A 24747-nucleotide genomic window follows, 5' to 3' on the forward strand; every position below is an offset into this window, starting at 1 on the left:
GTTCGTGGGTGGCGCCCGCCTTCTGCCGGATCACGCGGCGCTGCCGTAGCGGCGGGTCGTGATCGGCGGGATGTGGTGCGGTGAGGCGGCGGCGAGGATGGGGCGGGTGGAGAGCCGGTAGCGCAGCTCGGAGTCGGCCGCGGTGAAGCTGTAGAGCGAGCCGTCGCGCATCGCCTGTAGGGCCTGGTCGTGCTCGGCGACGTCGTCCCGCCATCTGCGCAGCGCGGACGCCGGATCGGGGGCGCGTTCGACGTCGAGGGCGTCATCGAGAGGATGCAGCAGACCGACGGGGGCCCAGAGCATGTCGGGGCGGGGATCGATCAGGCCGGAGAGGTGGTGCGACTGGTGTTGCAGCCACCGCAGGGCGAGCCGCGGGCTCGGGGCCCGGTACCCGGCGAGCAGCCACTCTCGCTCGTCGTCGAGCTGGACAAGCGTGCACTCGCACCACAGTCCGTGACGCGCCGGCGGCGCCACGGACGTGGCGCTCAGGGTGAGGGAGTGCGTACCGCCGATCACAGGAAGTCCCCGGGGACGGCCCGGTAAGGGCGCGTGACGACCTCGTCGAACGAGAGGTGCTCGGGGTTGGCCTTGAGATGCCGCGCCGCCCAGACCGGCGAGCCCTCGGTGCTCTCACTCGGTGCGCCGGTCTCCCCGCACACCGCGCACCGCATCACGATCCTGGTCGGCTTCGCATCGGGCTCGGTGTCGGGGACGATCGTGTACTCGCGGAAGCGGAAGACGGTACGCGTCACTGCTTCGCCTCTCCCTCTCCCCGAAGCTTCGCGAGGTGCTCGCGTACCTCGGCCGACAACTCCACTTGCCTTCGGCTGAGGTCTTCCGAATTGGGCAGCTCGCCTCTGTCCTGCTGCTGTCCCTGCTGATCGGGAGCGGGTGTCTGGTCGCTCATCGCTCACACCTCCAGCCGTTCCGAACGTGCAGCAGCAACAAGCGGTAGTCGCTGCGGAGTTGGGGGCACACGCTCAGCAACTCGTGACATGGTGTGGGTCACATTGCCAATCAGTCAAGCGGTTGTGTGGCAGATTGCCAATCTTACGCACGGCGTTCGGAATGCACGCCGCGCTACCCTCAACGACACGAGGCGACAAGGGAGATGGAGGGGCACATGGCCGTCGTCAGCAGCGGTAGCCCGCTCACTGCCAGGCGGAAGCTGGGTTCTGAGCTGCGCATACTCCGCGACCGAGCAGGACTTACGACAGAGGAGGTCGGCGCTCATCTCAACTGCCACAACTCCAAGGTGAGCCGCATCGAGCTCGCGAAACGTATGTGTACGCGCAAGGACTTCGCGGGGCTGATGGAGCTGTACGAGGTTGACGGCGAGAAGCGTGCGGAGCTCGAAGAGCTGATGACGCGGGCCATGCAGCGCATCCCGCCATGGTGGGATGCGTACGCGGACGTGATCTCGGCTAACTACGCCGAGTTCCTCGCGTACGAAGCTGAGGCGACGTGCTGCTGCGAGTATCAGCCGCTCTTGATCCCCGGCCCGTTGCAGACCGCCGAGTACGCACATGCCGTCACGGGTGTCAGCTTCACCGCTCTTGGCCCTGATCAGGTCGAGAGCCTCGTCGAAGTCCGGATGCGCCGCCAAGAGCGCCTACGCGATGACGTCCCCATGCTCTTCGAGGCTGTGGTAACCGAGGCTGCCCTGCGTCTGCGCGTCGGCGGCACCCAGGTCATGCGCGGGCAGCTCCGCCGCTTGCGGGAGGCGGCGAGCCTCGACAACGTGAAGTTCCGGGTCATCCCGTTTGATGCGGGCGAGAAGGCAGCCAGTACGGGAGCTTTCACCCTCTTCGGCATTGGGAAAGACACCAGTACCGACGTAGCGTTCACCGAGTCCGCCGACAACACGACGAACTTCCGCGATGATCCACTCGCGCTGCGACGCATGAACCGACTCTTTCGAAACTTGTCAGCCGCCGCGCAGTCAGAGGAAGATAGCGTTGAGCTGGTCGGACGTATCGAGAAAGAGTTGGTCTGAAATGAGCGAAATGGCCGACCTGTACGCGGTCGACCTTGCCGACGTTGTGTGGCGCAAGAGCTCCTACACCGCTGGCAACGGCAACTGCGTCGAGGTCGCCGACACCCCGGGGGCCGCCGGCGTCGCTGTGCGCGACTCCAAGAACGTCGACATCCCGGCTGCACGTGTGTCCCGGCGGGCATGGTGCGCGTTCCTGGCGTCCGTGGCAGAGGACACCCTGTCGGCCTGATGACAGACGCCCGCGAGAAAGCTGAGCTGTACGCGCTGGACCTGTCCGGCGTGACGTGGCTCAGCGCGCCAGGTAGCACACCCAGCGATCGCCTAGAGATCGCCAAGCTACCCGGCGGAGCCGTCGCGATGCGGAATCCTGCGGACCCCAACGGGACGGTCCTGCGGTACACCGCTGCCGAGTGGCAAGCCTTCACCCTCGGCGTGCGCGACGGCGAGTTCGACCTGCCGTCGTAAGCCTGATCACCGCGCTGGAACGCAGAGAGCGCCCCCGGTACGGCCTGGCGAGGCCGTACCGGGGGCGGCGTTGTCAGTGGGTGATCTGCCAGAGGGAGAGGCCGAGCCCGGCGACGCCGACCAGTGCGGCGAGACTGGGCAGGGGCCACTGGCGATGTTCGAGGTTGGTGATGCGCTTGTCGTGGTCGTCGAGGGCTTTGTCGGTCTGTTCGCTGCGCTGGACGAGCAGGGCGAGCGAGCCGTCGACGCGGGCGAACCCCTCGGCCATGGTGCCGCGCAGCTTCTCCAGCTCGACGGCGACGTCGGGGTGCTGGTCGGTCACGGGCGAGCCTCGGCGTCGTCGGGCGGGGGCTCCTTTCGCAGCCAGCGGGGCAGCAGGGCGTCGACGGCCGGGAGCGCCATGACGCGGGTGACAGCCGCGGCGACGGCGAGTGCCCCGGCGACCCAGGGCAGGGATGCGGGGATGCCGGACGCATCGACGATGGCGGGAAGCGCCGCGGCGAGGGAGAGCACCCACGCGACGGCGGTGCGGATGGTGCGGCGAGTGGCGTCGGACATGGCGGCGCCTCCTTACTTGACGATCTTGAGGGTTTGGCCGACGTAGATCTGGTCGGGGTTGCTGATGCCGTTCGCCTTGGCGAGTTTGGCCACGGTGGTGCCGTAGCGGGCCGCGATGGCAGAGAGGGTGTCGCCGGGGCGGATTCGGTGGCGGCGCGTCGTGCTGCCGCTTCCCTGGCTGGGGATCTTGACCTTGTCGCCGGGGTGGATCAGGTTCGGGTGGCTCTTGTACGAGGGATTCGCGGCGAGCAGCGCCGACAGCGAGAGTCCGTGCCGGGCCGCGATGCCGGAAAGCGTGTCACCCGACCGCACGGTGTATGCGGTTCCGCCCGGCTTCGGGGTCGGCTTGGGCTTCTTCGGCGGCGTCGGCTTACCGGACGTCGTGCCCGCCCACTTCGCGAGCGCCTCGCGGTTCGCGAACGCGGCGACGTTGGTGTCGACGGGTCGGTCGGTGTACTGGTGGATCACCCACGGCGCCTGAATGCCGGGCTTGCCCGGCTTCCCGTTGTAGTGCGCGATCCACAGCCCGTCACCTGCGAAGGAGGAGGTGTCACGGCGCAGCCAGAAGTCGACGTTGCAGTACAGGATCACCCGGTGGGTATCGCCCCGGAGCCGCTGCACCTCCCGTATGAACTGGTCCTTCTCCGCGGAAGTCGCGGCGGTGCCCGCACTCGTGCGCTCCCAGTCGAGAGCGAGTATGTCGCCCTGGACGCTCGCACACTTCTCGACGAAGTACGCGGCCTGAGCCTTGATGTTCCCGGGCCACAGGAAGTGATAGAAGCCCACGACCAGCCCGGCCGCGCGGGCGTGCGCAGCCTGCCCACGTTGGTGCGGGTTGACGTACGAGCGGCCCTCGGTGGCCTTGATGATCGCGAAGTGGTGGCCTCGGGTGCTGAAGCGCTCGGGCTGGTACGACGAGACGTCGACGCCCGTGATGGCCATGGCGATCTCCTTTCGAGCATGAAGAAACGCCCCGGCCGGACGGCTCGGGACGTGGACGGAGCACGACAGGTGGTCAGCCGGTGGTGACATCGCTTGGTGACGTGTTCGGGCTCTTCGACGCGTCGTTGATGCTGTTGGCGACGTTGCCCCACCGCTGCACGCCGGTCACGGTCGATGTGATGTTGATGCCGTTCGACGTCGTCCCGCGCACGCGGTTGCCGATGAGCCGCGGCCGGGCCGCCGACGTCGAGATCTGTATGCCGTAGCCGGTCAGATCGTGCAGGTCGCAGTCGGTCACGGTCACGTCGGTGCCGGACCACAGGTGTACGCCGTTCACGGCCGTATCGGTCACCTGGCACCCGGAGATCGTCACGTGCGTCGCCGGGGCGGCCGGTGTCGAGCGGGAATCGACGGTGATGCCGGCGCCGCCCGAGCCGTTGACGGCGCATGCTTCGATGCGGCCGCGGCGGGTGCCGAGCGAGCTGATCGCCGTCCCGCCGGTGCCCGCGGCGAGCACCTTGTGTACGGCGTAGTCCTCGACGTGCGTGAGGCGTACGGCGTTGCTGGCGACCCCGGTGACGCTGATCTGATCGACGCTCACGAGCGAGAGATAGCCGGTCTCCTCGCCCGTGATCTCGACGGTGTCACCGTAGGTGCCGCCGCCGGTCATCGTCACGTCGGAGATGGTGAACCCGGCGAGCGGCTGCGAGCCGCTGATCGTCGGCGAGCTGCCGCCGGCCGGGGTGCGGTGCGCGGTCTTGCTGCTGTCGAGGGGGTGTACGAGGATGCCGCCGCCGCAGTCGCGCATCTGCACGCCCTCGATCACGACGTTCTCCCACGTGTACGCGACGATCGCGTACTGCGTGCAGCCCTCGAACCGGCTGTTGGTCACGCGCACGTCGCGGTGCTGCTTGTCCGGTGACGCCGAGTGCGAGCCGATCCCGCGCGGCCATGACGTCGTGCCCCGAGTGCCGGACGGGCCGAAGGTGCAGCCATCGATCAGGATGTCGGCGCACGGGGTGTCGTCGTAGGGGCCAAACCCGCCGAAGTACGCCGGGCCCTTCGCGAGGTCGAGCTGCACTGCCTCGCTGAAGTCGCGGCCGCCCGGGTCGGTGTAGCCGAGGAAGTTGCAGTTCAGGACGCGGCCGGTCTTCGTCGAGTTGAACTCGATCGCGTGGTACCCGGGGACGTCGAGCACGGTCACGTCGCGGACGGTGACCCGCTCGGCGTGCCCGATCGAGATGCACACGTTCGCCGGCGTGACGACGGTGCCGTGCATGTCCCACACGCCGCCCTCGACGCTGATGTCGCCGTGCCCGCTGTACCCGCCGTGCTGCTGTCCGGCGTCGCCGTTCAGCAGCACCGTCACGGCCGCGGCCCGCACCATCCGGGCACCGGGCAGACACCGCAGGTGCGTGTTCCGGTAGATCCTCAGCGGCAGCGTGACGAGCCGGTACGTGCCCGGCGGGACCAGGACGACGCCGCCGCCGGTGTCGCGGGCCGCGTTCAGCGCGGTTTGGATCGCCGGGGCGTCGTCGCTCTCGCCATCGCCGGCCGCGCCCCTCTGTCGCACATCGAAGATCCTCGCGGCGTCGAGTCCGCCGCCGGGCAGCCCTCCGTCGACAGTGAGCTTCCCCGTGACCGTCAGATCGCCGTCGATGGTTCCGCCGGTCGCGTCGAGCTTGCCGTCGAGCCCCTTGAGCGCCTCCCGCGCGACAGCCAGCGCACCTGCGCCGACCTCGCGGCCTTCTTCGAACCAGCGCACCGGCTGCCCTGAGATGCCGTTGTACTCGTACTCGATACCGAGGATGTCGCGGATCTTGAACGCGCGGATCGCGCCGGGGGTGTCGCTGTCGGCGGGGTTGCTGCGCAGCTCGCCGATCGGGGTCTTCCCGTCTGCCTCGTACAGCGCGGTCACCGGCTGCCCCGTGTCGGCGACGCGCACGATCACGGGATAGTCGGGCATCACGTTTCCGGTCGCGTCCGTGAGGACGGCGGCGCCGTTGCTGCCGTATGTGTAGAGCGGCACGTGTGGTTTCCTCTCAGTCCATCCAGTAATCGCCGGAGATATCCACCCATGGGGTGCCGGTCTCGCCCTGGTACCACCACAGGAGGTCGCCGGGGTCCCCGTAGCTGCTGCTGGTGTTCTTGCCGAGCACTTCGAGACGCCCGGCAGCGTTGATGGTGGGGCCGGCCATCGAGCACGCCGACGCCCAGGTGCGCAGCCCGTCCGGGGTGCAGTCGGCCGGAACACTGCCGAGGTTCACGGCGTTCGGTGCGTCGATCTTGGCTCCGTCGGTGCGGGTGATCCGGCCCTTCATCGACACCCGCAGGTCGCGCCGCCTGATGCCGATTCCGACGTCACCGGTCTCGAACCCGCTCTTGAGCGTGATCGGCCGCCAGTCGGGCAGCGGCTCCCACAAGGTGATCCATGTGTTCTCGGACGCGGACGCCTTGAGCCACGTCGTGCCGTCGGCCGCGATCGCGAGGAGCTGCGCCGGGCCGTCTGCGAGCCGGTTGTCGCGGTCGGCCTGGTCCTCGACGAGCTGCAGCAGATGCGGGTCGACCGCCTCGGCGAGCTCGGCGATATCGGCCGGGACGGTCGGGCTGTCGCCGCCGGCCGGAACGGGAAGCTGGGCGTATCCGATGGTCGCCACCGGCACTCTCCTTACGCAGAGAACGAGATCGTGATCGTGCCGCCGGTGAAGGCGGCGTAGTCGGTGCGGCCGCTGGCGTAGATCGCCAGCCCGCGGGCCGCGCCGGATGCGAGCGCGTCGCGCCACGACACGGGGAGCGTCGCCGTGCCCTTCGCGCCGGCCGACAGCGACAGCAGCTCTTGAGGGCCCGCGCCGAGGTTGAGTTGCCTGCCCGGGGGCGAGGCGTGGTCGTGCAGGTAGAGGTGCATCGGCCGCTTGGATGTGACGCCGGTGTTCCGCTTGCGGGCGAAGGCGACGGTCATCTTCGCTACCGCCTGGCCCGCGCACGCGTCCGTGATCTGCGTGCCGTAGAACCATGCGCCGCGCCGGTTCCCGGCGCCTGTTCCGTCGCCCTGGGTCGGCGTCGTCGCGTAGTCGTCCGGACGCCCGCCTCGCCACGACCCCGAGCTCGTCGGCACCACCTTGGCGGCGGGCGGCGGCCGCCCGGCCGGCGCGTCCGGCGAGGTGTCGGTCGGGTTGTCGACCTGTGCGTACAGCTCGACCTTGCCCTGCGAGGTCTTGCGCATGAACAGCCCGTTCACCGTCTGCCACCCGCTGCCCCGGGGGCCATCGGTGCCCCAGGTCGCCGCGCGCACAACCTGTACGTTGTGCGCGATGCCGTCGGCGATCTCGCCGATCCGGCTCTCGTCGGCGTCCTTCGGGTCGTCGCCCAAGCGCCACATCACGACCGGCTGTGTGCCGGGGCGCATCGCGACCCAGTCACCGGCCGCCCGGTTGCGGTAGGCGTCGGTGCACGGCACGTCGAGCAGCAGCGCACCGCCGTAGTCGACGTTGACGGCGCCGGAGTCGGTGACGTCGACGACTTGCACCGTGACCGTCTTCCCCGCGGCGGCGCCGTTGCCCAGCCGTGCGATGTCCTCGCCGAGCTGCTCTCGCACTCCCACGTCAAAGCCTCCGTGCTGATGTACGTGTCTGGCAGGTCATCGACGCGGCGCCGAGCGTGCGCGGGCAGGCGTCGATGATGTGGCGCTCCCACACCCCGGGGTCGACCTCGACCTCGACGACGTCGCCCGGCTCGATGCCGGGATGGCTGTACATGTCGAACGAGAGTGAGCTCTGCACGCCGAGGCTGTCGGCGAGCTTCGCGGCGCCGACCGTGTGCGCCTGCGCGGCGCCGGTGATCAGCGCCGACGCGTACCGCTCGACGCGCAGCCGCAACCCGGTAAGGCCGAGCCGTTGCGGGGCGAGAGGGTCGCGCACAGGGTCCGGCCCGGCGTAGGTGAGCGAGTACGGGTTGCCGTCCCACACCGCGACCGGGCCAACCGCGGGCTGTCCGTCACCGCTGTCGCCCGAGACGACCCAGCAGTTCACGAGCCCGTCGGCTGACTGCTCCCGAGCCGGGTAGGCGCGGCCCTGCCCGTACGGCAGGCGCCATACGACGGAGTCGTCGAGGGTCGGTACCGGGCCGAAGGTGATGATGCCGCGGGCGTCTGCCCACACTTCGGCGCCCAGCGCCGGAGCGATCCCGGTCGAGGTGCCCGAGCTGTCGGTGCCGCCGCTGAGTGCCTGCCACCGTTCCTCGTCGACGAGGAACGCCGGAATGCGGGCATCGGCGTCGACACCCCGCTTCCATGACACGACGGCGGACGGCAGGGCCTCGGCGACCAGGGCCGCGGCGATATGGCGGGCAGTGTCGGCCGCGATGGACCGTGCCACCGGCAGCGCAGCGCCCCGGATCACGTCTTCGAGCCCGAGCAGGTTGACCGTTGCCGCGGTGCGGCCCTCGCGTACCTGGTCGACGACGTACCACCCCGCCGGCACCCAGTACGTGTCGCCGCGCGGCGGTGCGATCCCTTCCCACAGCCGCACATGCGTCGCCGCGACGTTCACGCCGCCGCGTCCGGTCGGTACGCCGATCAGGTCGGCCGTGCCCGACCACCGGCATTCCGCGGTGCGGTCCGGCTTCACCTCGGCCGACCCGACCGTGCACTGCTGCCAGTTCGCCCCGCCGTCGTTGGACCACTCGGCCCGAACGGTGCGGCGAGTGGCTGTGGGCAGTGCGGCACACACCTGCGGGGGGAGCCGCATCATCAGGTGATCCCGTCGGTCGACAGCGACGCGTATGAGTCGTAGGAGGCGGCGACGCTCTCGTACGAGTCGAACCGCTCGGCGACGGTGTCGTACGACCAGCCCGGCATGCGCATCGGCTGCGCGGCGGTGTCCGGCCGGTCGATCGGCTCAATGGTGAACGCGAATTGGTAGCCCCCGGACGATCCGAGCTTGCCCGTCGGCGACGGACCGGTGATGTCGTCCGGGACGAAGAACGCGTCACGCGTCAGGTACGCGGGCCGTACCTGGGCGAGCAGCACCCCGGAGCGCAGCAGCTCGCGCACCTGGTCGACGTCGCGGGGTGGCACGTCGACGGTGACCTTCACCGTCTCGGCGCCGTGCGCGTCGTAGGCGACGACCCGGTACGGGCTGCCCGCCGCGTCGAGGGCATCCTGCCGCCCGGCACTGCTCGGGCTGTCCCACCCCACGATCACCACGCGCAGTGACAGCCCCGGCTCGTCGAGGGACTTCACCCACAGATCGAGATCGTCGCCCGGCTCCGGGGCCGGCACGGTGACTGCGAGGCTCGACGCCGGGCCGGTGCTGCCATCGGCGTATACGGGTGTCGCGGAGTAGATCACGGCCACACCGAGCGGCGCCTCATGGTCGTACGCGGTGCCGACGCCCTCGATTGCCCACGCCGCGTCTCCGGAGCGCACCGGCACGGGCACGGCCGTGCCGGGGTCTTGGCGCTCGATCCGCACCTTCCGGATGTCGGCCGCTCGGGGCGCCGCCTCGCCGCCTCCCGGGGGCGAAGCGGCGTTGTACGACAGCACCACCCCGGCCCACCGCTCGTCGACGAGCGCAGCGAGCCACCCGTCGGGCGAGGTGACCCGCTCCGGCGGCGTCACCGGCGGTGCGGACGGGTCGACGATCATCGGCATCGGGTTACCTCCGTTTCGCACCGGCACGGCTGCGCTGCCGGGCGGTAGTCAGACCGGCGTCGACACGGGTGTCGACGTAAGCGTCGAGTTGTGTGCCGTCGGCCAGGACGAGGGCGAGTTGCTGCCCGTCCTCGAAACCGCCGTGCGGCTGCTGTCCGGTCACCGGCAGTACCGCCGCGGCCATGCGGCGCACGGCGTCGGTGTCGAGCTGGGAGAGGGCGGCGCGGACGCCGCCGACGCGGGCGGCGCCGACTTCGTCGGCAAGCCGCTCGGTCGCGGCCGTGAGCGCCTGGACGCCGCCGAGCGAGCTGCGACTATCCCAGACCCGCGCCCCGCCGCCGAAGCGCACGAGCTCGGGCCCTTCCTCGCCTACCCACGCGAGCTCACCGGGCCGCGGCCGGCCACCCGTGGCGTACCCACCGCGCCGGTTGTAGGCGCGGGAGAGCGAGCCGTACCGGCTGAGCGCGTAGCGCATGCTGGCGTAGATATTGGCGAGCGGATCCCACACCCCGCGGCCGCGCAGCCGCCCTGCGTACGCGCGGAACGTCGGGTCGATAACCTGCATCAAGCCCTTGGACGGCGTGCCGTTCCTGGCGTTGACGTCCCACCGGTTGATGGCCCTGGGGTTGCCGCCGGACTCCTGGTTCATCCGGCGCAACACGGTGTTGAGCAGCGATGCCGGCTGTCCCACCATGCGCAGGGCTTGCAGCACCAAGGGGGCCCAGTGCTTGACACCCGACCCGCCGATGTTCGTGCTGCCGCCCCCGCCGAAGAACGACGTCGCCGCCCCCACGATCTTGTCCTTCAACCCGGTGAGCATCTTGAGCGGGATACGGCCGGCGACCTTGGCCCACTTCGACTCGCCGATCTTCGCGATCTTGTCGCGGACGAACTTGGTCGCCTTGTCCCACATCTTCCCCGGGTGGCTGAGGAAACGGACGCCGTCCATCACGACGCCGCCGATCTTCTTCGCCTTGTCGACGGTCCAGTCGACCGCCGAGCTCCCCCACCCCTTGAGCTTGCCGAGCACGCCGCCGTCGGCCATCAGCTGATGACCGGCGGCCTCCCACAGCGCGCGGGCCCGACCGCGGTACTTGGGGTCGGTCGGGATGACGTACTCGGGATGTCTCGGGTCGCCCTCGCCGACGATCGCCGTCGGCCGGTTGACCTTCATCGGACGCGCCGGGCCCCACTCGTCGCCGAGGGTGCCGCCGGACGCGAGCAGCTTCGGCGCCTTGGGCAGCTTGCCGAGCCCGACGAACCCGGCGACCTTGTCCCACACCGCCTTGATGCCCTTGGTGTAGACGAACTCGATGATGAAGTTCACCGGCTTCGCCGCGATCTTCGAGACCTGCGACCACGCCTTATCGATCGCCGTCTTCGCGGTATCGAACGCCCCTCCGAAGAGCGCGACGCCCCGCTTCCCCGCGTCGAGCGCCGGCTTCAGCGCCTTCGACCACAGCCAGGACGCGGCCGAGCCGATCCCCCGGAACGCGGGCTGAATGGCGTTGCGGTACAGCCACGTCCCGACGGCCCCGACAGCCCGCATGCCGGCCTTGACCAGCCCGAAATAGACCTTCACGCCGCTCCACCACCACGACGCGACTGCGACGATTCCGCGGAACGCCGGTTGGATCGCGTTGCGGTACAGCCACATCCCGACACGGCCGACGCCGGTGAACCCGGCCTTCACCAGTCCGAAATAGAGCTTCACACCGGCCCACCACCACGACGCGAGAGCAACGATGCCGCGGAAGGCGGGGCCGATCGCCGCGTTCCACAGCCACCCGGCCACGGCGCCGAGGACCTTGAAGGCGAGCACCATCGGCGTGATGACGGCGACCACAACGACCGCGAACAGCACCTTCGCCGCAAGGCCGATAGCGGAGAACACGGGCGCAAGGACGGTCGTCCACAGCCACGACGCGGCCGACCCGATCGCTTGCAACCCGGTCCAGATGCCCGAGATCACCGGTTGCAGGTACGACCACGCGAACGACGCCGCGGTCTGTATGCCCGACCAGGCACCTTGGACGATGTTCCGGAAGGTCTCGCTCTTGTTGTACGCGACGACCAGGGCGGTACCGAGCGCGAGTATCCCGGTGATGATCAGCCCGACCGGGTTCGCGTTCATCACGGCGTTGAGCACGCCCTGCGCGACCGCATAGCCGCGTGTGACTGCGGCTGTCGCGACGAGCACACCGCGGTACGCCGAGATCGCAGCCGTCGTCACCCCGGTCACGGCCGCCGAGGCGCCCATCGTCACACCGATGCCCGCCAGGGCCACACCGAAGGGCAGGAGCCACGCGCCGTAGTCGCGCACCCAGCGGGCCCCGTCGGCGAGCGCTCCCCCGACCGCCTTGACTCCGCCAGCGGTGGAGACCGCGGCCGACTCGACCGCGCCGAGCGCGACGGGAAGCCCTTCGGTGACGGCCTCGCTCTTCGATACGGCGCTGACCAGCCCCGTTGCTTTCTCCGTGAGCGCGGTGACGCCGTCGAGCAGCCCGCTGTCGCCGATGGCGATGAGCAGCCCTTCCCACGCCGACTTGAGGGCCTTGATGGAGCCGTTCAGCCCCTCGTTCTGCGTCTTGGCGATCTTCGAGGCGGTGCCGCCCGACGTCTCCAGATCCTGCGTGAGGTCCCTGAGCGCACCCGACCCCTGTGAGACGAGCGCCTGCATCGCGGGCCCGGCCTCAAGGCCGAAGATCGACATCATGTCGGCCGTCTTCGCGCCCGACTTCTCCAACTGCTCGACGATGTCGACCAGCGGCAGCAGCTCGCCGTGCGAGTCCGTGACCGAGACGCCGAGCTTGTCGAGCGTCTCCGCGGCCTCGGCCGAGGGCTTGAGCAGGTTCGCGATCGAGCCGCGCAGCGCGGTCCCGGCCTCGGACCCTTGAATGCCGGCGTTGCCGAGCAGCCCGATCGCGGCCGACGTCTCCTCGAACTTGATCCCGGCCGAGGCGGCGACGGGACCGACGTACTTGAAGCTCTCGCCGAGCATCTGCATATCGACGTTCGCCGAGGTGAAGGTCTTGGCGAGGACGTCGTTGAGACGCCCGATGTCCTTCGTCTTCATCCCGTAGCCCGACAGGATGTTCGACGCGATGTCAGCGGCGTCGCCGAGCCCGATCGCACCGGCCGCGGCGAGGTCGAGCACGCCCGGAAGCGCGGTCATGGTGTCCTTGGCGTCGAATCCCGCCATGGACAGGAAGCCCATGGCCTCGGCCGCCTCGGTCGCCGAGAACTGCGTGGTCGAACCGAGCTTCTTCGCGAGGTCTTCGAGCTGCGTGAACTCCGCCCCGGTCGCCCCCGACACCGCCTTGACCCGGTTCATCCCGGCCTCGAAGTCACCGGCGGTCTTGACCGCGGCGACCCCGATACCGGCGACCCCGGCCGCTACGGCGGCGCCCGCGACGGCGACGCCGGTCTTCATCGCGGCGCCGAACGACCGGCCGGCCGCTCCGCCCGCCTGCCGCCCGGCGACGGTGGACGGCCGCGCGAGCTGCTGCCGCAACTGCCCCGCGAACCCGCGCACCTCCGGGACGATGGAGACGTACCCGACGCCGACCTCGACCGGCACGATCGATCACCCCCTTTCGGGGAGTACCTGCGAGGTGATGCGGTCGTACGCCGCGCGCGCCTGCGTCTGCTTTTCGTGCTTGGCCGCCTCGACTTCGTCGGGCGACGGATCGCCCGGCCGCCATCCGGGCTCGGGCATCGGGGCCGCGGGCGTCTTCGGATCCCGGTGAGCGTTCGCGAACTGCGTGACCAGCAGCCCGAGCAGGTCGACCGTGTCGGCCGCCGCGTAGTCCCGATGCGTCCAGTGGTGCCCGGCCTGCGCGCGGGCGGTCGCCGAGTCGGGCGGAAGATGCTCGACCAGAACGCGCAGCAGCCGTAGCGTCATCTCGCCGCGCCAGAAAGCGGCGAGCGGGCCGCCGGGCCCGTGGGCGTATCCGTAGTACCGGATCAGATCCGCTTCGACGGCCTCGGGGTGATCGCCGAGGACATCGAGAATGGTGTAAGCGATCTCGACCGGCTCGTCGCCGGCCGCTTCTTCCTCGCTTACCTCTTCGTAGGGCGGTGCTTCTGCATCATGTCCTGCATGTCGATGCGGGCCGCCACGTAGACGAGCATCAGCCCGTTCGCGTCGCCGCCGCTCTTGACGAAGTCGCTCCACTGGTCGCCGAGCAGCACGCGCGCCTTCGCCTCGTCGCCCTCGGCGGCGTCGATCTCCCGGGCGAGATCATCGGTGGTGAACATCGGGTGCGGGAACGTGAACACCTTGCCGTCGTCGGTCTCGACCTCGACGAGCTCGCCGCCGACCGCCTCGGCGTACGACGCCTTGACCGCCGACAGCTTGTACCGGCTCTTGCTGGGCTTGCTCATGGCTGTACCGGCCTTTCCTGAGGGAGTGCGGGGAGAGCATCGAAGGGGCGGCGGGGGCGCTCACTCATCACCCGACGGTGGCTCGGGCGGCTCGGCAGGGGCGAACACGCGCCACCCGGGACCGTCCACCCAGTTCGCGCACGGAGTCTTGAACGCCGGGTCGCGGTAGGCCGTGAAAGTCACCGGCCGCTGTGTCTCCGTGCTGCGCGCCCACTGCTCGTCGTCCCGCTCGGTCAGCCGCGCCCGCGGGAAGAACTTGATCACGTAGATCTCCTCGCCGCTGTCGTTGTAGTCGAGCCCGATGAACAGCAACCTGCGATAAGGATTCTTCGGCACGGCCGACCGCTTCCACGACCACGGCTTGCCGACCTCCGGCAGCGCTCCCTCGCCCGACAGCGGCAGCCCCTCGAAGAGTGCGACCGTCGCCTGATTGGTCTCCTGCGGCACGTACTGCGCCGTCAGCACATCCGACTCGACGTCGCTGCGGGTCGGCTCGACCGACTGCGAGCTCGTGACGTCGGACATCGACAGATCGCTCGTGAAGGTCAGTCCATCGTCGCTGGTGTAGCCGACGGGCACGTACGCAGCCGGGATCGCCGAAAGTGCGCCGGTCTCCTCGTCGAACGGCTGGTCGATCACGTCCGCCGAGAAGTCCGCCGCGAACACGGCTTGTACGAGCTGCTTGCGGATGTAGTCGTTGCGCAGACCGTCCTCGATGGCGGTCGGCGTCGGTGTGGACATAGGAGTGTCCTCCAATGCGATACCCCGGCGCGCACCGCGCCCAGGGGGAGAGTTTCAGGGCAGGGGAAGCCGGTGTCAGCCCGCGGTGCGCTTGCCCGCGGTCGGGGCTAGGGCGCGGCCGCGCAGGGAAATCTCGACGGCGAGCGCGTACCGCGGCGAGCTCGTTTCCTTGTCCGGCAGCAGGTTCGGGCCGCCGGCCTCGGCGACGTCGTAAGCCGTCGCGCCGCGCCATCCCCGGATGTCGGCGAGCAGTGCCCGCACAAGCTGCATGAGGTCGTGCGCGTCTTCCTCGCTCGCGCCCCAGCAGTGCACATCGAGCCGCGGTCGGTCGGTGACAAGGTCACGCTGCATGCCGCCGATCCGCTCGATCCGCACGAACTGCGGCGGCCGCGGGTTGGGCACGCGTGTGCCGACGTGTACCGGCTGCCCGATGTCGGCGAGCCCGGAGCGCAGATAGCTCCCGACGAGCACGGCCGCATCGGGAAAGACGACCGGCCGACGCATCAGCCGGTGCTCCGGGCGCCGTCCAGCCCGCGCAGCAGCGCGGCCCGGGACACCTCGGGGTCGCTGGTCGAGTAGTCGCCGATAACGGCGCCACGCACGCGCTCGTCGCCGGTCTCGACATCGGTGCGGAACTGCCCAGCCGCCGTCGAAGCAGCGGCGGCGGACTGCGCGCCCGCGCGGGTCTTCCGCTCGATCAGTGTGCGTGTGCCGGGCGTGCGCAGGAACCCTGCGATAGCCGGACGGTGGGCCCGGAAGCGGTTCAGAGCCATGGGATCACCCCTCTACCGATTTCAGCCGGATCTCGTAGTGATGCAGCTCGATCGGCGCGTACGCCGGCCCCGGCGGCCCGATCACCTCGAAGTCGAGCGCTTGCCAGTGCACGCGGTCCTCGCCGTGCACCGTGAGCGGGGTGCCGTGGACATCGACCGGGTTGCAGAGCATGAGCCATTCGCCGATCTGCGCGTTCCGCTGGTCGGTGTCCTCGGCCCCGGTGTTCTGCTGCAACCACGCCCGTACCGGCGTCCGGGTCGAGGCCGACCAGTCGTCGACCGTGTTGCCGTACCGGTCCGTCGTCTTTCCGGGGTGCTCGACCTCGACAAGGTGTGGCAGCAGATCGGACCCGATCACAGCCGCCCCCGTGTCCAGCCGAGCGGCTGCCAGTCGCACGGGTCGGGGCGCCACCCGGGCAGCCCCTCGTCGCGCATGCCGAGGGTGTACGCGCCGTCGGCGTCCGGGTCCGCGTTGTCCTCGGGCTGCAACATGTCGATCTCGTCCTCGGTGAGGTAGAGACCGCCGTTCTCGCCGAGCGTCTCGGAATACTGGCCGATCGACCTCTGTCGGTACCCGCCCGGGTTCGCCATGACCCGGCGCACGACGGCGACCGCGATCGCTTTCGTCGTCGCCGGGTCCGGCGTGAACCCTGCCGGGATGTGCCGCCGCATGAGCGCCGACGCGTCGTCGAGGTACGCCTCGACCTGCGAGCGCTGCGGCTCGACGAGCCGGACGCCCGCGCGGGCCTCGTAGTCCTCGACCGTCGCGAACGGCGGCGGCGTCGGCGTGCTCATGGCTGCTACACCTCCGGCTCGATGACGCCGGCCGCCTCGCACGCGGCGATCACGTCCTCGCGGGTGGCGTCCGCGGGCACCTCGACGTCGTGCTGCTCGGCGAACGTGCGCCACGCGTCGACGCCCGAGCCGCGGCCCGAGCGGGGCGGCGCCTCGCTCGGGGCCGGCGCCTGGTCGCCGTCGCCCTGGTCGTCGAGCTGCTGCTCGCCGCCGTCGTCCTGGTCGCCGTCGGTCGACGCCCACGCATGGGCACCGATCCGGCGGGCGACCTCAGGCGGCACGTCGTCGCCGGGGCCGTAGACAGCCCCGGCGACGTGCACGTACGCGATCAGGCGCCGCCGGCTCATGCGAGTACCTGCGCCTTGAGCGTGAGGTTCGGCTCGCGCAGGATCGGCATACCGACCGCGGCCGCGTGCGTCCACAGCCGGACCGGGTCCTTCGTCTTCCACGTGCCGGCCACGATGCCCGGCTGATCGCCGGGGGCGAGTGAGTAGTCGTCTTCGAGCGCCTCGGCCGTCGTACCGAGCAGCGTCGCGCCGAGCTCGGTCGGCGACGCCGCGCTCGACGCGCCCGCCTCGGGCAGCAGCACGAGCGCGTTGCCCGGCGTGATCCGGGTCGAGGTGCCGTCGACCCGCACCTGCGCGTCGTACATCTCGATCGGCGGCAGACCCATGGACTCGATCACGGTCGAGACCTGGTCGGCCGAGACGAGCGGCGTCTGCCCCGCGGGCGCGAGCGGGAACGCGAGCCGCTGCACCTGCTCGCACTGCCGCATGTTCTGGAACACCTGCCGCGGCATGAGGATCACGGCCGGCGCCGACCCGTTGGTGTCGATGTAGGTCTGCACCCACGCTTCGAGGTCGTCGATCGGCGTCGCGTTCGCGTGCTCTGACCACAGCACCGCGGCGACGACCGAGTGCTCGGGTGACCGGCCAAAGTCGACGGTCTGCTGCAACTCCGGGATCGGCGCTTGTGCGTTGACGAGGGTCTGCCCGCGCACGAGCTCGAACCGGGCGCCGATGTTCCGGGCGAGACGCTGCGCGTCCCGCGCGATGAACGGCAGCGCGTCGTCGCGGGTGAGCTTCCGCAGACGCAGCCGGTCGTACTCGTTGAGCAGAATCTTCTCGGAGATCGGGGGCAGTTCGCCCATGACCTTGCCGAGCCCCTCGCGGCGGCCGATCTTGCTCTCGGCGTCCCACGAGCGGTACGACGCGGTCTCGGACAGCCCGCCGCCGCCCTTGACGAACTCGTACGCGATGTCGTCGACCTCGACGTTCGGCAGCCACCGCGACAACGTGAAGCGGTTCACCTGAAGATCGGCGAGGGCGGCTCGGATAAGGCCGGTGAGCTCAGTCGGCTCGATGAACTCGGTGTCGAGAGTCCAACTCATGATGATCTGTCCTCTCAGACGAACCGGATCGAGCCGGCGACGTCGGTCTTACCGTCGGCGTCGACGGGAACGGGCAGCCTCGACTCGCGCACCTTGCCGTGCGTGAGCAGCGCGGCCGCGGGGTCGAGGGTGTTGTCGGCCGGGGCCTTGACCGCGGCGAACAGGAACCCGACGAGCGCGCCCCGTCCGTCCTCGGCCGCCGTGTCGTACGGCCCGTACTTCCCGGTCTCGGCGATCAGTGCGAGCGGGATACCCGACTTGAAATACCCGTCGGGGTAGTGGGTGCTTGCGGTGAATGTGCTCGTGTCGAGAACGATCGTCTCGGTCGAGTCCGTGCCGTGCGCGGACCCGAGCCACGACTGATCGTCAGACCCGAACTGCTCGGTTACCTGAGCAAGGATCATGATCCGCTTCCTTCGTGTGGTCAGCTCTTGTCGGCGCCCTTGCCGAGCAGCGAGGCGTACAGCTCGCGACCGGCAGCCACGCCGCCGCCCGAGCCCTTGCCCCCGCTCCGGCGGGCGCCCTGGTCGAATCCGCGGCCGCGGCGCCGACGCGTGTCGCGCCCGCCCTCACGGTCGTCGTCCTCGTCGTTCTCGTCCGTGCCGGACTTCTTCGGCGCGAGCCGCTTCACGAGCTCGGCGAGCCCCGCCTCGTCGACCTCGCCGTCGTCGCCCACGTACCGCGACAGGTTGACGTCGTCGGCGACCTCGGCGGCGTTCTCGATCGCGCCCTTCGCCGCGGCGAGGAACGCCTGCCGGGCGAGCTTCGCGCCGTGCTTCGACCGTTCCTCGGCGAGCGCCTTCGCGACCGCCTCGTCGATCTTGCGCTCTTGCTCGGGCAGCCCCTCGCGGCGCAGCCGGTCGCGTTCCTTCGCAGCGCTGGCGTTCTCCTTCGCACGCTGCTCGTGCTTCCGCGCGAGCGCCTGCCACTTCTCGGCCTCGGCCCGCCAGTCCTTGCCGTCGTCGCCGGTCGACCCCTTGTCGGAGTTGCCGCCGTCGTCGCCGTCCTGGTCGCCGTCGCCCTGGTCGCCGCTGTCGCCGCCGTCGCCGTCCTCGGCGCCGCCGAGGATCGGCCACACCGGGTACAGCTCGTCGGGGTCCTCGCCGTGGCGAGCCTTCCGCCAGCCGAGGGCGAGCTGCCCGGTCCGGGCATGGCGGGGCAGGGTGCGCGTGCGCATGGTGGTGTCTCCCGTGTCGGGTCAGGGTGAGCTATTGGGGTGCGCCGTGTCGGCGCCCGGGGTCACGACGAGACGTCGTCGGGCCCCGTGAACTCGTGTCGGCGGACGGCAAGCAGCGGCCCGTACTCGCCGTGCTCGCGGGTGATGATCACCTGCCGGTAATCCGGTGTACGGCCGCCCGCGTCGGACTGCCCGACTACCTTCGCGACGGCGTCGTGCGCCTCGCGCAGCAGCGCCTCGTCGATGATCTGCCCCGGGTCGCGGTTGCCGACGAGCGGCTCGGGCTTGCAGTTGCAGCCCGGGTGAATCGGCATGAGGTTCTCGACGCGGTACCGCTGCGTCGAGGCGATCGTGCACAGCGCGCAGTTCCCCGGGCCGCGCAGCGCGCGCCGGAAGTACCGCACGCCGCCGCGCTGCATGGACTGCCGGGCCGCGTGCGTCCGGGCGAGCTGCATGTCGGTCTCGGTGATCGACAGCAGCCGCGTACGGCCCTCGGCGACCGCCTGCGCGTACGCCTTGCCCTGCGCAAGCGCCGTCCACGTGGTGACGAACGGCCGGGTGTAGACCTCGGCCGGGTCGACGCCGCGCAGGGCCTCGTCGAGGGCGACGCCGGTCGGCGCCGCCGCGCCGCCGAGCATGTCGGCGATCATCGCGGACAGATAGGCGTCGGTGATCTGCCCCATCTGTTGCTGAGCGGCGAGCACGACCGGCAGCACGTGCTCGATGAACTCGGCGGCGTTGCCGTCGCGATGACCGCCGAGGCTGTCGAACGCGTCGAGGACGAACTGAATCACCCGCGATCGCAGCGACGTCGACAGCGAGTCGTATCGCTCGGTGAGCGCCGTCTGTAGGGCCTCACTCATCCGTCGCCCCCGCATCCGGCAGGTTGCCGGCCGTCGGCGCCGGCAGCAGCGACGCGGCGAGCAGCCGCTCGGACGCGGCGGCCGCGCTGATGCGCTGCACCCGCTGCGGGGTCTCGCCCATGTCTTCCGCGATGACCGCGAGCGGGTAGCCGATGCTCGACAGCTTGGTCGCGGCGTCGGCCTTGACCGCCGGGGACAGGTATTGCGGGTCGGTCCACCGCACGGTGGCCTCGGTGTAGTCCTCGGGCATGCCGGCCTGCGCCGCTGCGAGGCTCATCACGTCTTCGAGTCCCTCGCCGAACGCGGCGATGTGCTCGCGGCACTTCGCGACATGCATGAGGTCGAGGGCGGCGACGGTGTCCGCGCTGATGTTGATCAGGTCGCCCGCGTAGTAGTACGCGGGGGTCTGCGACACGATCAGCATGTCGCGGACGTCGGCCGCGTGTTCGTCGAGGAACGGCCGCAGGTCGGTCGCGTCGAGCTGGCCGAACTGCGCGTTCTCGCCCTCGGACGCCCACACCGTATTGGGGCCGGGCGTGAACGGCTGCTCAACGACCGTGATGCCGGTCGCCGGGTCGGTGCGCTTCACGAACCGGTGCCCCTTGACCCACTTCTGCCGAAACCCGGAGTACCGCGACGCCGCCATGCGGTTCAAGATCCCCATGTTCACGCGGTCCTGAATGTCGAGCACGCCCGCGAACTCGGGCTCGGGGTCCTCGCCGAGATCGGGCATGCGCGCGAACTCGACCAGGGGCAGACGGCCGAGGTCGTGCGGCTCGCCCTCGTCGCTCTCGCCCGCGTACACCCACGAGTCGGGCCCCCACGGCAGGCGCCCGCTCGTACGCTCGCGCGTCCGGTACGGAAAGCTGCGGTCGTCGTAGAACACGCGGGCGTGCCCGTAGCCGTCGACGTCGTCGTGCCACGCCTTGAGCCCGACGTACGGCTCGCCGGTCTCCGGGTCGTACTCGACGATGCACTCGCGCGGGTGCTCGGGGGTGATCAGCGGCGAGGGGCGGCCGTTGTCCTCGACCCGGGTCGGGTGCGGGCCGACGAGCATGTACCCGACGCTCTGCGTCATCGCGACCCGCCACACGAGCTTTTGCCGTGAGTCGAGCCGGTTCGCCTGCCACCACCGCGACGCCGCGCTGTCGGGCTGCCCGTCCGGGCCGGTCACCCCGAGGGCGAGCAGCCGGTGAACGGACGCGTTCGAGATCATCCCGCAGAAGTTCGTGCGGCTCTTGCGCTGGAAGTCGACGAACGCCTGTTCGGCGTTCCGCGGGAGCTGCGGAAGATCCGGCTTCCCGCGGTAGTACCGCCACCAGTCGTCGAGCTGTCCCTGCCGCTTGCGCAGCTTCCGGCCGAGCCGCAACAGCCACCAATCCGGCGAGTCCGGGGTGTCGTCGAGCACGTCGTCGCCCCCTTTCCGGGCTCGTCAGAAAGTGCCGCCCCACATCTCGGGTTCCTCGACGTTGACGCCTGCCGCGATCGCGTCGAGGCGGCACTGCCACGCCAGTACGGCGGCGACCGCGGCGTCGATCTTCTTCGCCGAGTCGGGGTGTTCCTTCGTGATCTGAATGCCGCTGCGGGTCTTCCGCCGGCGCGCGTTGAGCAGATGCCGCACGAGGGCCGACGACCCGTCGTGCGTCAACTCGCCCTCGGTCAAGGCGGTGTGGAACTTCTCAAGGGCCCTCACGATCAGCACGGACCGGCCGCCGGTCATCCACCATTCGATGGGGTGCGCGCGGGTCGCCTGCACCTTGAGCCGCCGCCCGTACGCCGCTTCCCAATCCGCGACGTGGCTTTCCCACTTGGCGGGGTCGGCATACATGCCGACGACGTCGTACTTCTCGAACGCCTCGTGCACGGCCGCGAGCACCTCGACGACCGGCACCTGCCACTCGCCCGGCTTGCCGTCCGGGCTGACCGGCATCCGGTCGGGCTGCTCCCACACACCGATGGGGAACACGTGCCCGTCGGACAGTCGGCACCCGACGAGGGCGGTCGCGTCGGTGACCTTGCGGTTCCTCTTCCGCGAGCCGTCGAACCCGAGCACGATCCGCTCGCCGGGCTGCACTTCCTTGTCGAGGTCGGACGCCGCGCGCACCTCGGGCTCGGACAGCCACGAGTCGGCGGCGTGCGTGATCTGGTTCAAGTAGTCGGCCCGCAGCTCTTGCGGGTCGTTCGAGGTGTCCCAGAAATCCGCGGCGAGCCGCTCGATCGGCGACCACCCGGGCGCGCACGGCGGGTCGTGCAGCACGCACCCGTCGGGGTGATCGCTGCTGTCGCCGTACGCGACCCGCAGCCCGTAGACGAGCGACTGCTCGTCGGTCATGTCGGTGTCGGCCGGCGCTTCGCGGTGGTCGTACAGCAGCCCCGTGCCGCGCGACCGGCCCTCGCGTATCGCTTTCCAGTCGGCCGCGGACTGCTCGGCGACCGATTCCTCGCCCGGTGTGAAAGCGTTCGGGGTCTCGATCAGGCTGCCGCCGATCTTGCCCGCGTTGAACCGCATGGTCTTCGCGAGCTTCCGGCCGCCGTTCGCGGGCAGCCAATCCTCGGTTTGGTCGAGGCTCGCGAAGCACGCCTTCGCGCCCTTCGCCGAGGTCGCGCTCGCAGTGATCGGCTCGATCTTCCCGCGCCGCAGATAGACGACCGTGTCGAGCGGTTCGAGCCCGTACTCGTCGACGACCGGGCCCGAGCGCGCCATTTCGAGTAGCGGCATCCACGAGTTCTCGGTCTGCTTCTCCGTCGCCGCGGCGAGCTGCACGAGCGGCGTACGGACCCGGTCCCAACCCATGCCGACCGGCTCGCCGTCCGCGTCCCACCCGTTGGGGACGACCGGGCCGCACGCCTCGGCGAGCGCGATCGCGGACACGAACGGGGACTTGCCCCACCCGCGCGGCCGGCTGACGACGCCGCGCCGGATGATCCGGCGGCCCGTGATCGGGTTGAGCTCGTAGTACCGCAGCACGAACTCGGCCATCTCGGCAGTTGGCACGTACGGCTCGTACTCGGGGCGGTCCGGCGCCGCGAGATACGCGGTCATCCAGTCGAGCACCTGCCACCCGAGGGTGGGCAGCTCGCCCTCGTACTCAGGACCCCGCCACGGCATGACGGACCCCCGAACTACTCACCCTTGCCCGTGCCTGTCTTCCCGCCGGGCAGCGACCGCAGTTGGCCGTAACGTTCTTTCGCCGACGGGGCGCCGGACGCGCCGCGGCCCTCGTCGGCCCCGTCCGCCTCGGCGAACACCATGCGCAGCCGGGCCCGGTCCGCCGGCGTCGCGCCGAACGCAGCGACGCGCAGCCGCAGCTCGGCCGCGGCCGACAGCTCGCCGCGCCACAGCCGAGCGTGAATCAGGGCGGTGTCGAGTAGGTACTGCCAGTCGGACGACCCGAAGTGGTCGGCCTGTGGGCTGTCGATCCACATTTGCCACCACTCGCGGGTGCGCTCGGGCCACACGAACTCGACGAGGTCGCCGTCGCGTTCGACCCGGAAGTCGGGGAGCTCGGGGGGTTCGGCACGCTCCCACCGCAAGACGGTCTGCGGGATCGCGTCCTTGTTGCGCCGGGCCCGACGGCTCGGGTCCTTCGGCGCCGGTCCCATACCGGCCATGGCTGTACCTCCCGTGTCGGGTGCGCGCCGCAGCACACCCGTGTCGGGCCGCTACAGCAGAGAGTCGAGGACGTGCCGCAGGTCGCCGAGCCGACGAGGCGTGTCGCCCCACGTGTCGGCCGTGACCGCGATGTACCGGCCGTCGCCGTACAGCTCGACCGAGCCGCCGCCGTCGACCGTGATGCGGCGCCCGCGCGGCAGAGCGCCCGTGCCCCACACGTGCAGCCCCTCGCCGGACACCGACCGCTCGACCCACGTCGGCCCGGCGGCGTCGAGGATGCGCTGCGCCCACGGCAGCGCCTCGCCCTGGTCGTCGAGGGCGTGATCGAGGTCGAGGCACACGACGCCGTCGCCGTCGAGGACGAACCCGAGCCCGGCACCGGCCGTCGAGGCGGCCGCGGCCCGGTACGTCGACCACGTCTCGGGGTCCGTGCTGCTCGCGACCGCACCGTCGACGGCGACCGGCACCTTCGATGAGGTGCGGCGCACCCACCGCGGGCGCTGCGCGAGTTCGGCCGGGACCGTGCGGCGTGCGCGCGACCGGGCCTTGCGGCACCGCGGCGAGCACGTCACAGCGTGAGCCCGAGCCATGATCGGCATGGGCCCGCCGCACTGCTCGCACGTCCGGTTCTCCATGAGTCCAGTATACCGCGATGTCACGCTTTTAGTGCTCTGACCTGCATGTTTACGTTCTGCAGAATGGGGGCGACAGACTGAGAGGCGATCTGCGACCCCTCGTCCGCGCGCCATCAAATCAGCCTGCCGCCCCGCTGCTCGCCCGCCAGCGAGCCGCCCACGCCCCGCAGCGTGGCCGTTTTGGCCAGACCCGTACGGAACCCGAGCCGCAGCACCTCCCGAGGCCCCGATCGGGCGGGGGAGGGGAGTTACCCCCCAGGGGGCGCGCTCAGATTCCGGGGCCGGTCTTGCCGGTCAGATCAGTCCGGGGTGCCGCTCGGCCGGTCGCTGCCGCCGCACGGCCCACCGCGCCGCGTTGCCTTCGCGCGAGCTCTTGATCGCGTGATGGTCGGTGCACAGTACTTGCAGGTTCTCGGGTCGGTGGTCGTTGCCCGGCTTGATGTGGTCGACCTCGGTCGCGTGCTTGCCGCATGCGACGCCGTGCTCGTGCCATCGGCAGCGGTGGCCGTCACGGTCGAGGACGAGCGCGCGTCGCTGCGGCCAGTCTGCGGGCAGCTCGCTACGCCGGTCGCTGCCCGCCCATCCGCCGCTCACGGTTCGGTGTCCTCGTCCTGGTCGCCATCGGTGCCGTGCTCGATCACGTCGGCCACGGCTCGGAGGAACGCGGCGAGGTCGTGTCGGTAGTGGTCGGCGTCGGTGGTGAGGTCGCCGGCGTGTACCTCGCTGTCGCCGACGCGCAGGTGCACGGGTGTCGGGGTGGGGG

At 70.4% G+C, this 24747-nt stretch carries 32 protein-coding genes; 3 read left to right on the top strand and 29 right to left on the bottom strand.

Going from position 1 to position 24747, the window contains the following annotated elements:
- Nucleotides 1-30: 30 nt before the first annotated feature.
- Genes G5C65_RS07575 through G5C65_RS07585 form a run of 3 tightly spaced genes read right to left on the bottom strand, consistent with a single transcriptional unit; the run spans nucleotide 31 to nucleotide 907 of the window.
- A complete protein-coding gene (locus tag G5C65_RS07575) occupies nucleotides 31-516 on the bottom strand; it encodes a hypothetical protein (protein ID WP_165297869.1) in 486 nt (161 codons plus the stop codon).
- A complete protein-coding gene (locus G5C65_RS07580; RefSeq protein ID WP_165297870.1) occupies nucleotides 513-752 on the bottom strand; it encodes a DUF7848 domain-containing protein in 240 nt (79 codons plus the stop codon). Before G5C65_RS07580 ends, G5C65_RS07575 begins: the two co-directional genes overlap by 4 nt.
- The gene (locus tag G5C65_RS07585; RefSeq protein WP_165297871.1) at nucleotides 749-907 is read right to left on the bottom strand and encodes a hypothetical protein; all 159 of its coding nucleotides are present in this window, start codon (nucleotides 905-907) and stop codon (nucleotides 749-751) included. Before G5C65_RS07585 ends, G5C65_RS07580 begins: the two co-directional genes overlap by 4 nt.
- A 216-nt stretch (nucleotides 908-1123) precedes the next feature.
- Between G5C65_RS07585 and G5C65_RS07590 the strand changes: the two genes are divergently transcribed.
- Genes G5C65_RS07590 through G5C65_RS07600 form a run of 3 tightly spaced genes read left to right on the top strand, consistent with a single transcriptional unit; the run spans nucleotide 1124 to nucleotide 2461 of the window.
- Nucleotides 1124-1996, top strand: a complete 873-nt coding sequence (locus G5C65_RS07590) for a helix-turn-helix domain-containing protein (protein WP_165297872.1) — start codon at nucleotides 1124-1126, stop codon at nucleotides 1994-1996.
- 1 nt (nucleotide 1997) lies between these two features.
- Nucleotides 1998-2225: a DUF397 domain-containing protein gene (locus G5C65_RS07595; RefSeq protein ID WP_165297873.1), complete on the top strand. Its 228-nt coding sequence runs from the start codon at nucleotides 1998-2000 to the stop codon at nucleotides 2223-2225.
- Nucleotides 2225-2461 carry a DUF397 domain-containing protein gene (locus G5C65_RS07600; protein WP_165297874.1) on the top strand — a complete coding sequence of 79 codons (237 nt, stop codon included), beginning with the start codon at nucleotides 2225-2227 and terminating at the stop codon, nucleotides 2459-2461. Before G5C65_RS07595 ends, G5C65_RS07600 begins: the two co-directional genes overlap by 1 nt.
- A gap of 73 nt (nucleotides 2462-2534) precedes the next feature.
- On the opposite strand, the gene G5C65_RS07605 is transcribed toward G5C65_RS07600, so the two are convergent.
- The 26 genes from G5C65_RS07605 to G5C65_RS07730 all read right to left on the bottom strand — a co-directional run bounded on the left by G5C65_RS07605 (nucleotide 2535) and on the right by G5C65_RS07730 (nucleotide 24578).
- Entirely contained in the window at nucleotides 2535-2729 is a 195-nt protein-coding gene (locus G5C65_RS07605; RefSeq protein ID WP_165297898.1) for a hypothetical protein, read from the bottom strand.
- Between the two features lie 50 nt (nucleotides 2730-2779).
- Nucleotides 2780-3019, bottom strand: coding sequence for a hypothetical protein (locus tag G5C65_RS07610; RefSeq protein WP_165297875.1), 240 nt, complete (start codon nucleotides 3017-3019; stop codon nucleotides 2780-2782).
- Nucleotides 3020-3031: 12 nt separating this feature from the next.
- Nucleotides 3032-3961 carry a GH25 family lysozyme gene (locus G5C65_RS07615; protein WP_165297876.1) on the bottom strand — a complete coding sequence of 310 codons (930 nt, stop codon included), beginning with the start codon at nucleotides 3959-3961 and terminating at the stop codon, nucleotides 3032-3034.
- A gap of 73 nt (nucleotides 3962-4034) precedes the next feature.
- Nucleotides 4035-5990, bottom strand: coding sequence for a right-handed parallel beta-helix repeat-containing protein (locus tag G5C65_RS07620; protein WP_165297877.1), 1956 nt, complete (start codon nucleotides 5988-5990; stop codon nucleotides 4035-4037).
- Nucleotides 5991-6003: 13 nt separating this feature from the next.
- Nucleotides 6004-6618, bottom strand: a complete 615-nt coding sequence (locus G5C65_RS07625; protein ID WP_241265627.1) for a hypothetical protein — start codon at nucleotides 6616-6618, stop codon at nucleotides 6004-6006.
- A gap of 11 nt (nucleotides 6619-6629) precedes the next feature.
- Entirely contained in the window at nucleotides 6630-7562 is a 933-nt protein-coding gene (locus G5C65_RS07630) for a hypothetical protein (RefSeq protein ID WP_165297878.1), read from the bottom strand.
- Nucleotide 7563: 1 nt separating this feature from the next.
- Entirely contained in the window at nucleotides 7564-8709 is a 1146-nt protein-coding gene (locus G5C65_RS07635; RefSeq protein ID WP_165297879.1) for a DUF5047 domain-containing protein, read from the bottom strand.
- Complete coding sequence (locus tag G5C65_RS07640; protein WP_165297880.1) at nucleotides 8709-9611, bottom strand: hypothetical protein; 903 nt, start codon at nucleotides 9609-9611, stop codon at nucleotides 8709-8711. Before G5C65_RS07640 ends, G5C65_RS07635 begins: the two co-directional genes overlap by 1 nt.
- Nucleotides 9612-9615: 4 nt before the next feature.
- On the bottom strand, nucleotides 9616-13191 hold the full coding sequence (locus G5C65_RS07645) for a phage tail tape measure protein (RefSeq protein WP_165297881.1): 3576 nt from the start codon (nucleotides 13189-13191) through the stop codon (nucleotides 9616-9618).
- A 6-nt stretch (nucleotides 13192-13197) separates the two neighbouring features.
- Nucleotides 13198-13788 (bottom strand): hypothetical protein, encoded by a 591-nt coding sequence (locus tag G5C65_RS39055; protein WP_241265628.1) that lies wholly within the window; start codon nucleotides 13786-13788, stop codon nucleotides 13198-13200.
- Nucleotides 13674-13997: a hypothetical protein gene (locus tag G5C65_RS07655; RefSeq protein WP_165297882.1), complete on the bottom strand. Its 324-nt coding sequence runs from the start codon at nucleotides 13995-13997 to the stop codon at nucleotides 13674-13676. Before G5C65_RS07655 ends, G5C65_RS39055 begins: the two co-directional genes overlap by 115 nt.
- Nucleotides 13998-14057: 60 nt before the next feature.
- Entirely contained in the window at nucleotides 14058-14738 is a 681-nt protein-coding gene (locus tag G5C65_RS07660; RefSeq protein ID WP_165297883.1) for a phage tail tube protein, read from the bottom strand.
- A gap of 75 nt (nucleotides 14739-14813) precedes the next feature.
- Nucleotides 14814-15242: a hypothetical protein gene (locus G5C65_RS07665; RefSeq protein WP_165297884.1), complete on the bottom strand. Its 429-nt coding sequence runs from the start codon at nucleotides 15240-15242 to the stop codon at nucleotides 14814-14816.
- Entirely contained in the window at nucleotides 15242-15511 is a 270-nt protein-coding gene (locus tag G5C65_RS07670; protein ID WP_165297885.1) for a hypothetical protein, read from the bottom strand. Before G5C65_RS07670 ends, G5C65_RS07665 begins: the two co-directional genes overlap by 1 nt.
- Nucleotides 15512-15515: 4 nt before the next feature.
- Nucleotides 15516-15869 carry a hypothetical protein gene (locus G5C65_RS07675; RefSeq protein ID WP_165297886.1) on the bottom strand — a complete coding sequence of 118 codons (354 nt, stop codon included), beginning with the start codon at nucleotides 15867-15869 and terminating at the stop codon, nucleotides 15516-15518.
- Nucleotides 15866-16306: a hypothetical protein gene (locus G5C65_RS07680; protein ID WP_165297887.1), complete on the bottom strand. Its 441-nt coding sequence runs from the start codon at nucleotides 16304-16306 to the stop codon at nucleotides 15866-15868. The genes G5C65_RS07675 and G5C65_RS07680 overlap by 4 nt, the downstream gene beginning before the upstream one ends.
- A gap of 5 nt (nucleotides 16307-16311) precedes the next feature.
- A complete protein-coding gene (locus G5C65_RS07685; RefSeq protein WP_206441350.1) occupies nucleotides 16312-16653 on the bottom strand; it encodes a hypothetical protein in 342 nt (113 codons plus the stop codon).
- On the bottom strand, nucleotides 16650-17615 hold the full coding sequence (locus G5C65_RS07690; RefSeq protein WP_338146270.1) for a major capsid protein: 966 nt from the start codon (nucleotides 17613-17615) through the stop codon (nucleotides 16650-16652). Before G5C65_RS07690 ends, G5C65_RS07685 begins: the two co-directional genes overlap by 4 nt.
- A gap of 95 nt (nucleotides 17616-17710) precedes the next feature.
- Nucleotides 17711-18100 (bottom strand): head decoration protein, encoded by a 390-nt coding sequence (locus G5C65_RS07695; RefSeq protein WP_165297890.1) that lies wholly within the window; start codon nucleotides 18098-18100, stop codon nucleotides 17711-17713.
- Nucleotides 18101-18120: 20 nt separating this feature from the next.
- Nucleotides 18121-18873, bottom strand: coding sequence for a hypothetical protein (locus tag G5C65_RS07700; RefSeq protein ID WP_165297891.1), 753 nt, complete (start codon nucleotides 18871-18873; stop codon nucleotides 18121-18123).
- A gap of 62 nt (nucleotides 18874-18935) precedes the next feature.
- Nucleotides 18936-19736: a hypothetical protein gene (locus G5C65_RS07705; protein ID WP_165297892.1), complete on the bottom strand. Its 801-nt coding sequence runs from the start codon at nucleotides 19734-19736 to the stop codon at nucleotides 18936-18938.
- Complete coding sequence (locus G5C65_RS07710; RefSeq protein WP_165297893.1) at nucleotides 19729-21144, bottom strand: phage portal protein; 1416 nt, start codon at nucleotides 21142-21144, stop codon at nucleotides 19729-19731. The genes G5C65_RS07705 and G5C65_RS07710 overlap by 8 nt, the downstream gene beginning before the upstream one ends.
- 24 nt (nucleotides 21145-21168) lie before the next feature.
- Nucleotides 21169-22845, bottom strand: a complete 1677-nt coding sequence (locus G5C65_RS07715; RefSeq protein ID WP_165297894.1) for a terminase — start codon at nucleotides 22843-22845, stop codon at nucleotides 21169-21171.
- 14 nt (nucleotides 22846-22859) lie between these two features.
- Nucleotides 22860-23348, bottom strand: coding sequence for a phage terminase small subunit (locus G5C65_RS07720; protein WP_165297895.1), 489 nt, complete (start codon nucleotides 23346-23348; stop codon nucleotides 22860-22862).
- 51 nt (nucleotides 23349-23399) lie between these two features.
- Nucleotides 23400-23984 (bottom strand): bifunctional DNA primase/polymerase, encoded by a 585-nt coding sequence (locus G5C65_RS07725; protein ID WP_165297896.1) that lies wholly within the window; start codon nucleotides 23982-23984, stop codon nucleotides 23400-23402.
- Between the two features lie 294 nt (nucleotides 23985-24278).
- Complete coding sequence (locus G5C65_RS07730) at nucleotides 24279-24578, bottom strand: HNH endonuclease signature motif containing protein (protein WP_165297897.1); 300 nt, start codon at nucleotides 24576-24578, stop codon at nucleotides 24279-24281.
- Between the last annotated feature and the right edge of the window lie 169 nt (nucleotides 24579-24747).

Origin of the sequence: Streptomyces boncukensis (assembly GCF_011045075.1) — a bacterium.
Taxonomy (GTDB): domain Bacteria; phylum Actinomycetota; class Actinomycetes; order Streptomycetales; family Streptomycetaceae; genus Streptomyces; species Streptomyces boncukensis.

Coding starts and splice junctions, on each gene's coding strand:
- G5C65_RS07590 (WP_165297872.1), top strand. CDS start 1,124: ATGGCCGTCGTCAGCAGCGGTAGCCCGCTCACTGCCAGGCGGAAGCTG.
- G5C65_RS07715 (WP_165297894.1), bottom strand. CDS start 22,845: ATGCCGTGGCGGGGTCCTGAGTACGAGGGCGAGCTGCCCACCCTCGGG.
- G5C65_RS07725 (WP_165297896.1), bottom strand. CDS start 23,984: ATGGAGAACCGGACGTGCGAGCAGTGCGGCGGGCCCATGCCGATCATG.
- G5C65_RS07595 (WP_165297873.1), top strand. CDS start 1,998: ATGAGCGAAATGGCCGACCTGTACGCGGTCGACCTTGCCGACGTTGTG.
- G5C65_RS07640 (WP_165297880.1), bottom strand. CDS start 9,611: ATGCCGATGATCGTCGACCCGTCCGCACCGCCGGTGACGCCGCCGGAG.
- G5C65_RS07705 (WP_165297892.1), bottom strand. CDS start 19,736: ATGAGTGAGGCCCTACAGACGGCGCTCACCGAGCGATACGACTCGCTG.
- G5C65_RS07695 (WP_165297890.1), bottom strand. CDS start 18,100: ATGATCCTTGCTCAGGTAACCGAGCAGTTCGGGTCTGACGATCAGTCG.
- G5C65_RS07605 (WP_165297898.1), bottom strand. CDS start 2,729: ATGGCCGAGGGGTTCGCCCGCGTCGACGGCTCGCTCGCCCTGCTCGTC.
- G5C65_RS07600 (WP_165297874.1), top strand. CDS start 2,225: ATGACAGACGCCCGCGAGAAAGCTGAGCTGTACGCGCTGGACCTGTCC.
- G5C65_RS07615 (WP_165297876.1), bottom strand. CDS start 3,961: ATGGCCATCACGGGCGTCGACGTCTCGTCGTACCAGCCCGAGCGCTTC.
- G5C65_RS07655 (WP_165297882.1), bottom strand. CDS start 13,997: ATGAGCAAGCCCAGCAAGAGCCGGTACAAGCTGTCGGCGGTCAAGGCG.
- G5C65_RS07635 (WP_165297879.1), bottom strand. CDS start 8,709: ATGATGCGGCTCCCCCCGCAGGTGTGTGCCGCACTGCCCACAGCCACT.
- G5C65_RS07610 (WP_165297875.1), bottom strand. CDS start 3,019: ATGTCCGACGCCACTCGCCGCACCATCCGCACCGCCGTCGCGTGGGTG.
- G5C65_RS07700 (WP_165297891.1), bottom strand. CDS start 18,873: ATGCGCACGCGCACCCTGCCCCGCCATGCCCGGACCGGGCAGCTCGCC.
- G5C65_RS07665 (WP_165297884.1), bottom strand. CDS start 15,242: ATGCGTCGGCCGGTCGTCTTTCCCGATGCGGCCGTGCTCGTCGGGAGC.
- G5C65_RS07585 (WP_165297871.1), bottom strand. CDS start 907: ATGAGCGACCAGACACCCGCTCCCGATCAGCAGGGACAGCAGCAGGAC.
- G5C65_RS07680 (WP_165297887.1), bottom strand. CDS start 16,306: ATGAGCACGCCGACGCCGCCGCCGTTCGCGACGGTCGAGGACTACGAG.
- G5C65_RS07685 (WP_206441350.1), bottom strand. CDS start 16,653: ATGAGCCGGCGGCGCCTGATCGCGTACGTGCACGTCGCCGGGGCTGTC.
- G5C65_RS07660 (WP_165297883.1), bottom strand. CDS start 14,738: ATGTCCACACCGACGCCGACCGCCATCGAGGACGGTCTGCGCAACGAC.
- G5C65_RS07670 (WP_165297885.1), bottom strand. CDS start 15,511: ATGGCTCTGAACCGCTTCCGGGCCCACCGTCCGGCTATCGCAGGGTTC.
- G5C65_RS07720 (WP_165297895.1), bottom strand. CDS start 23,348: ATGGCCGGTATGGGACCGGCGCCGAAGGACCCGAGCCGTCGGGCCCGG.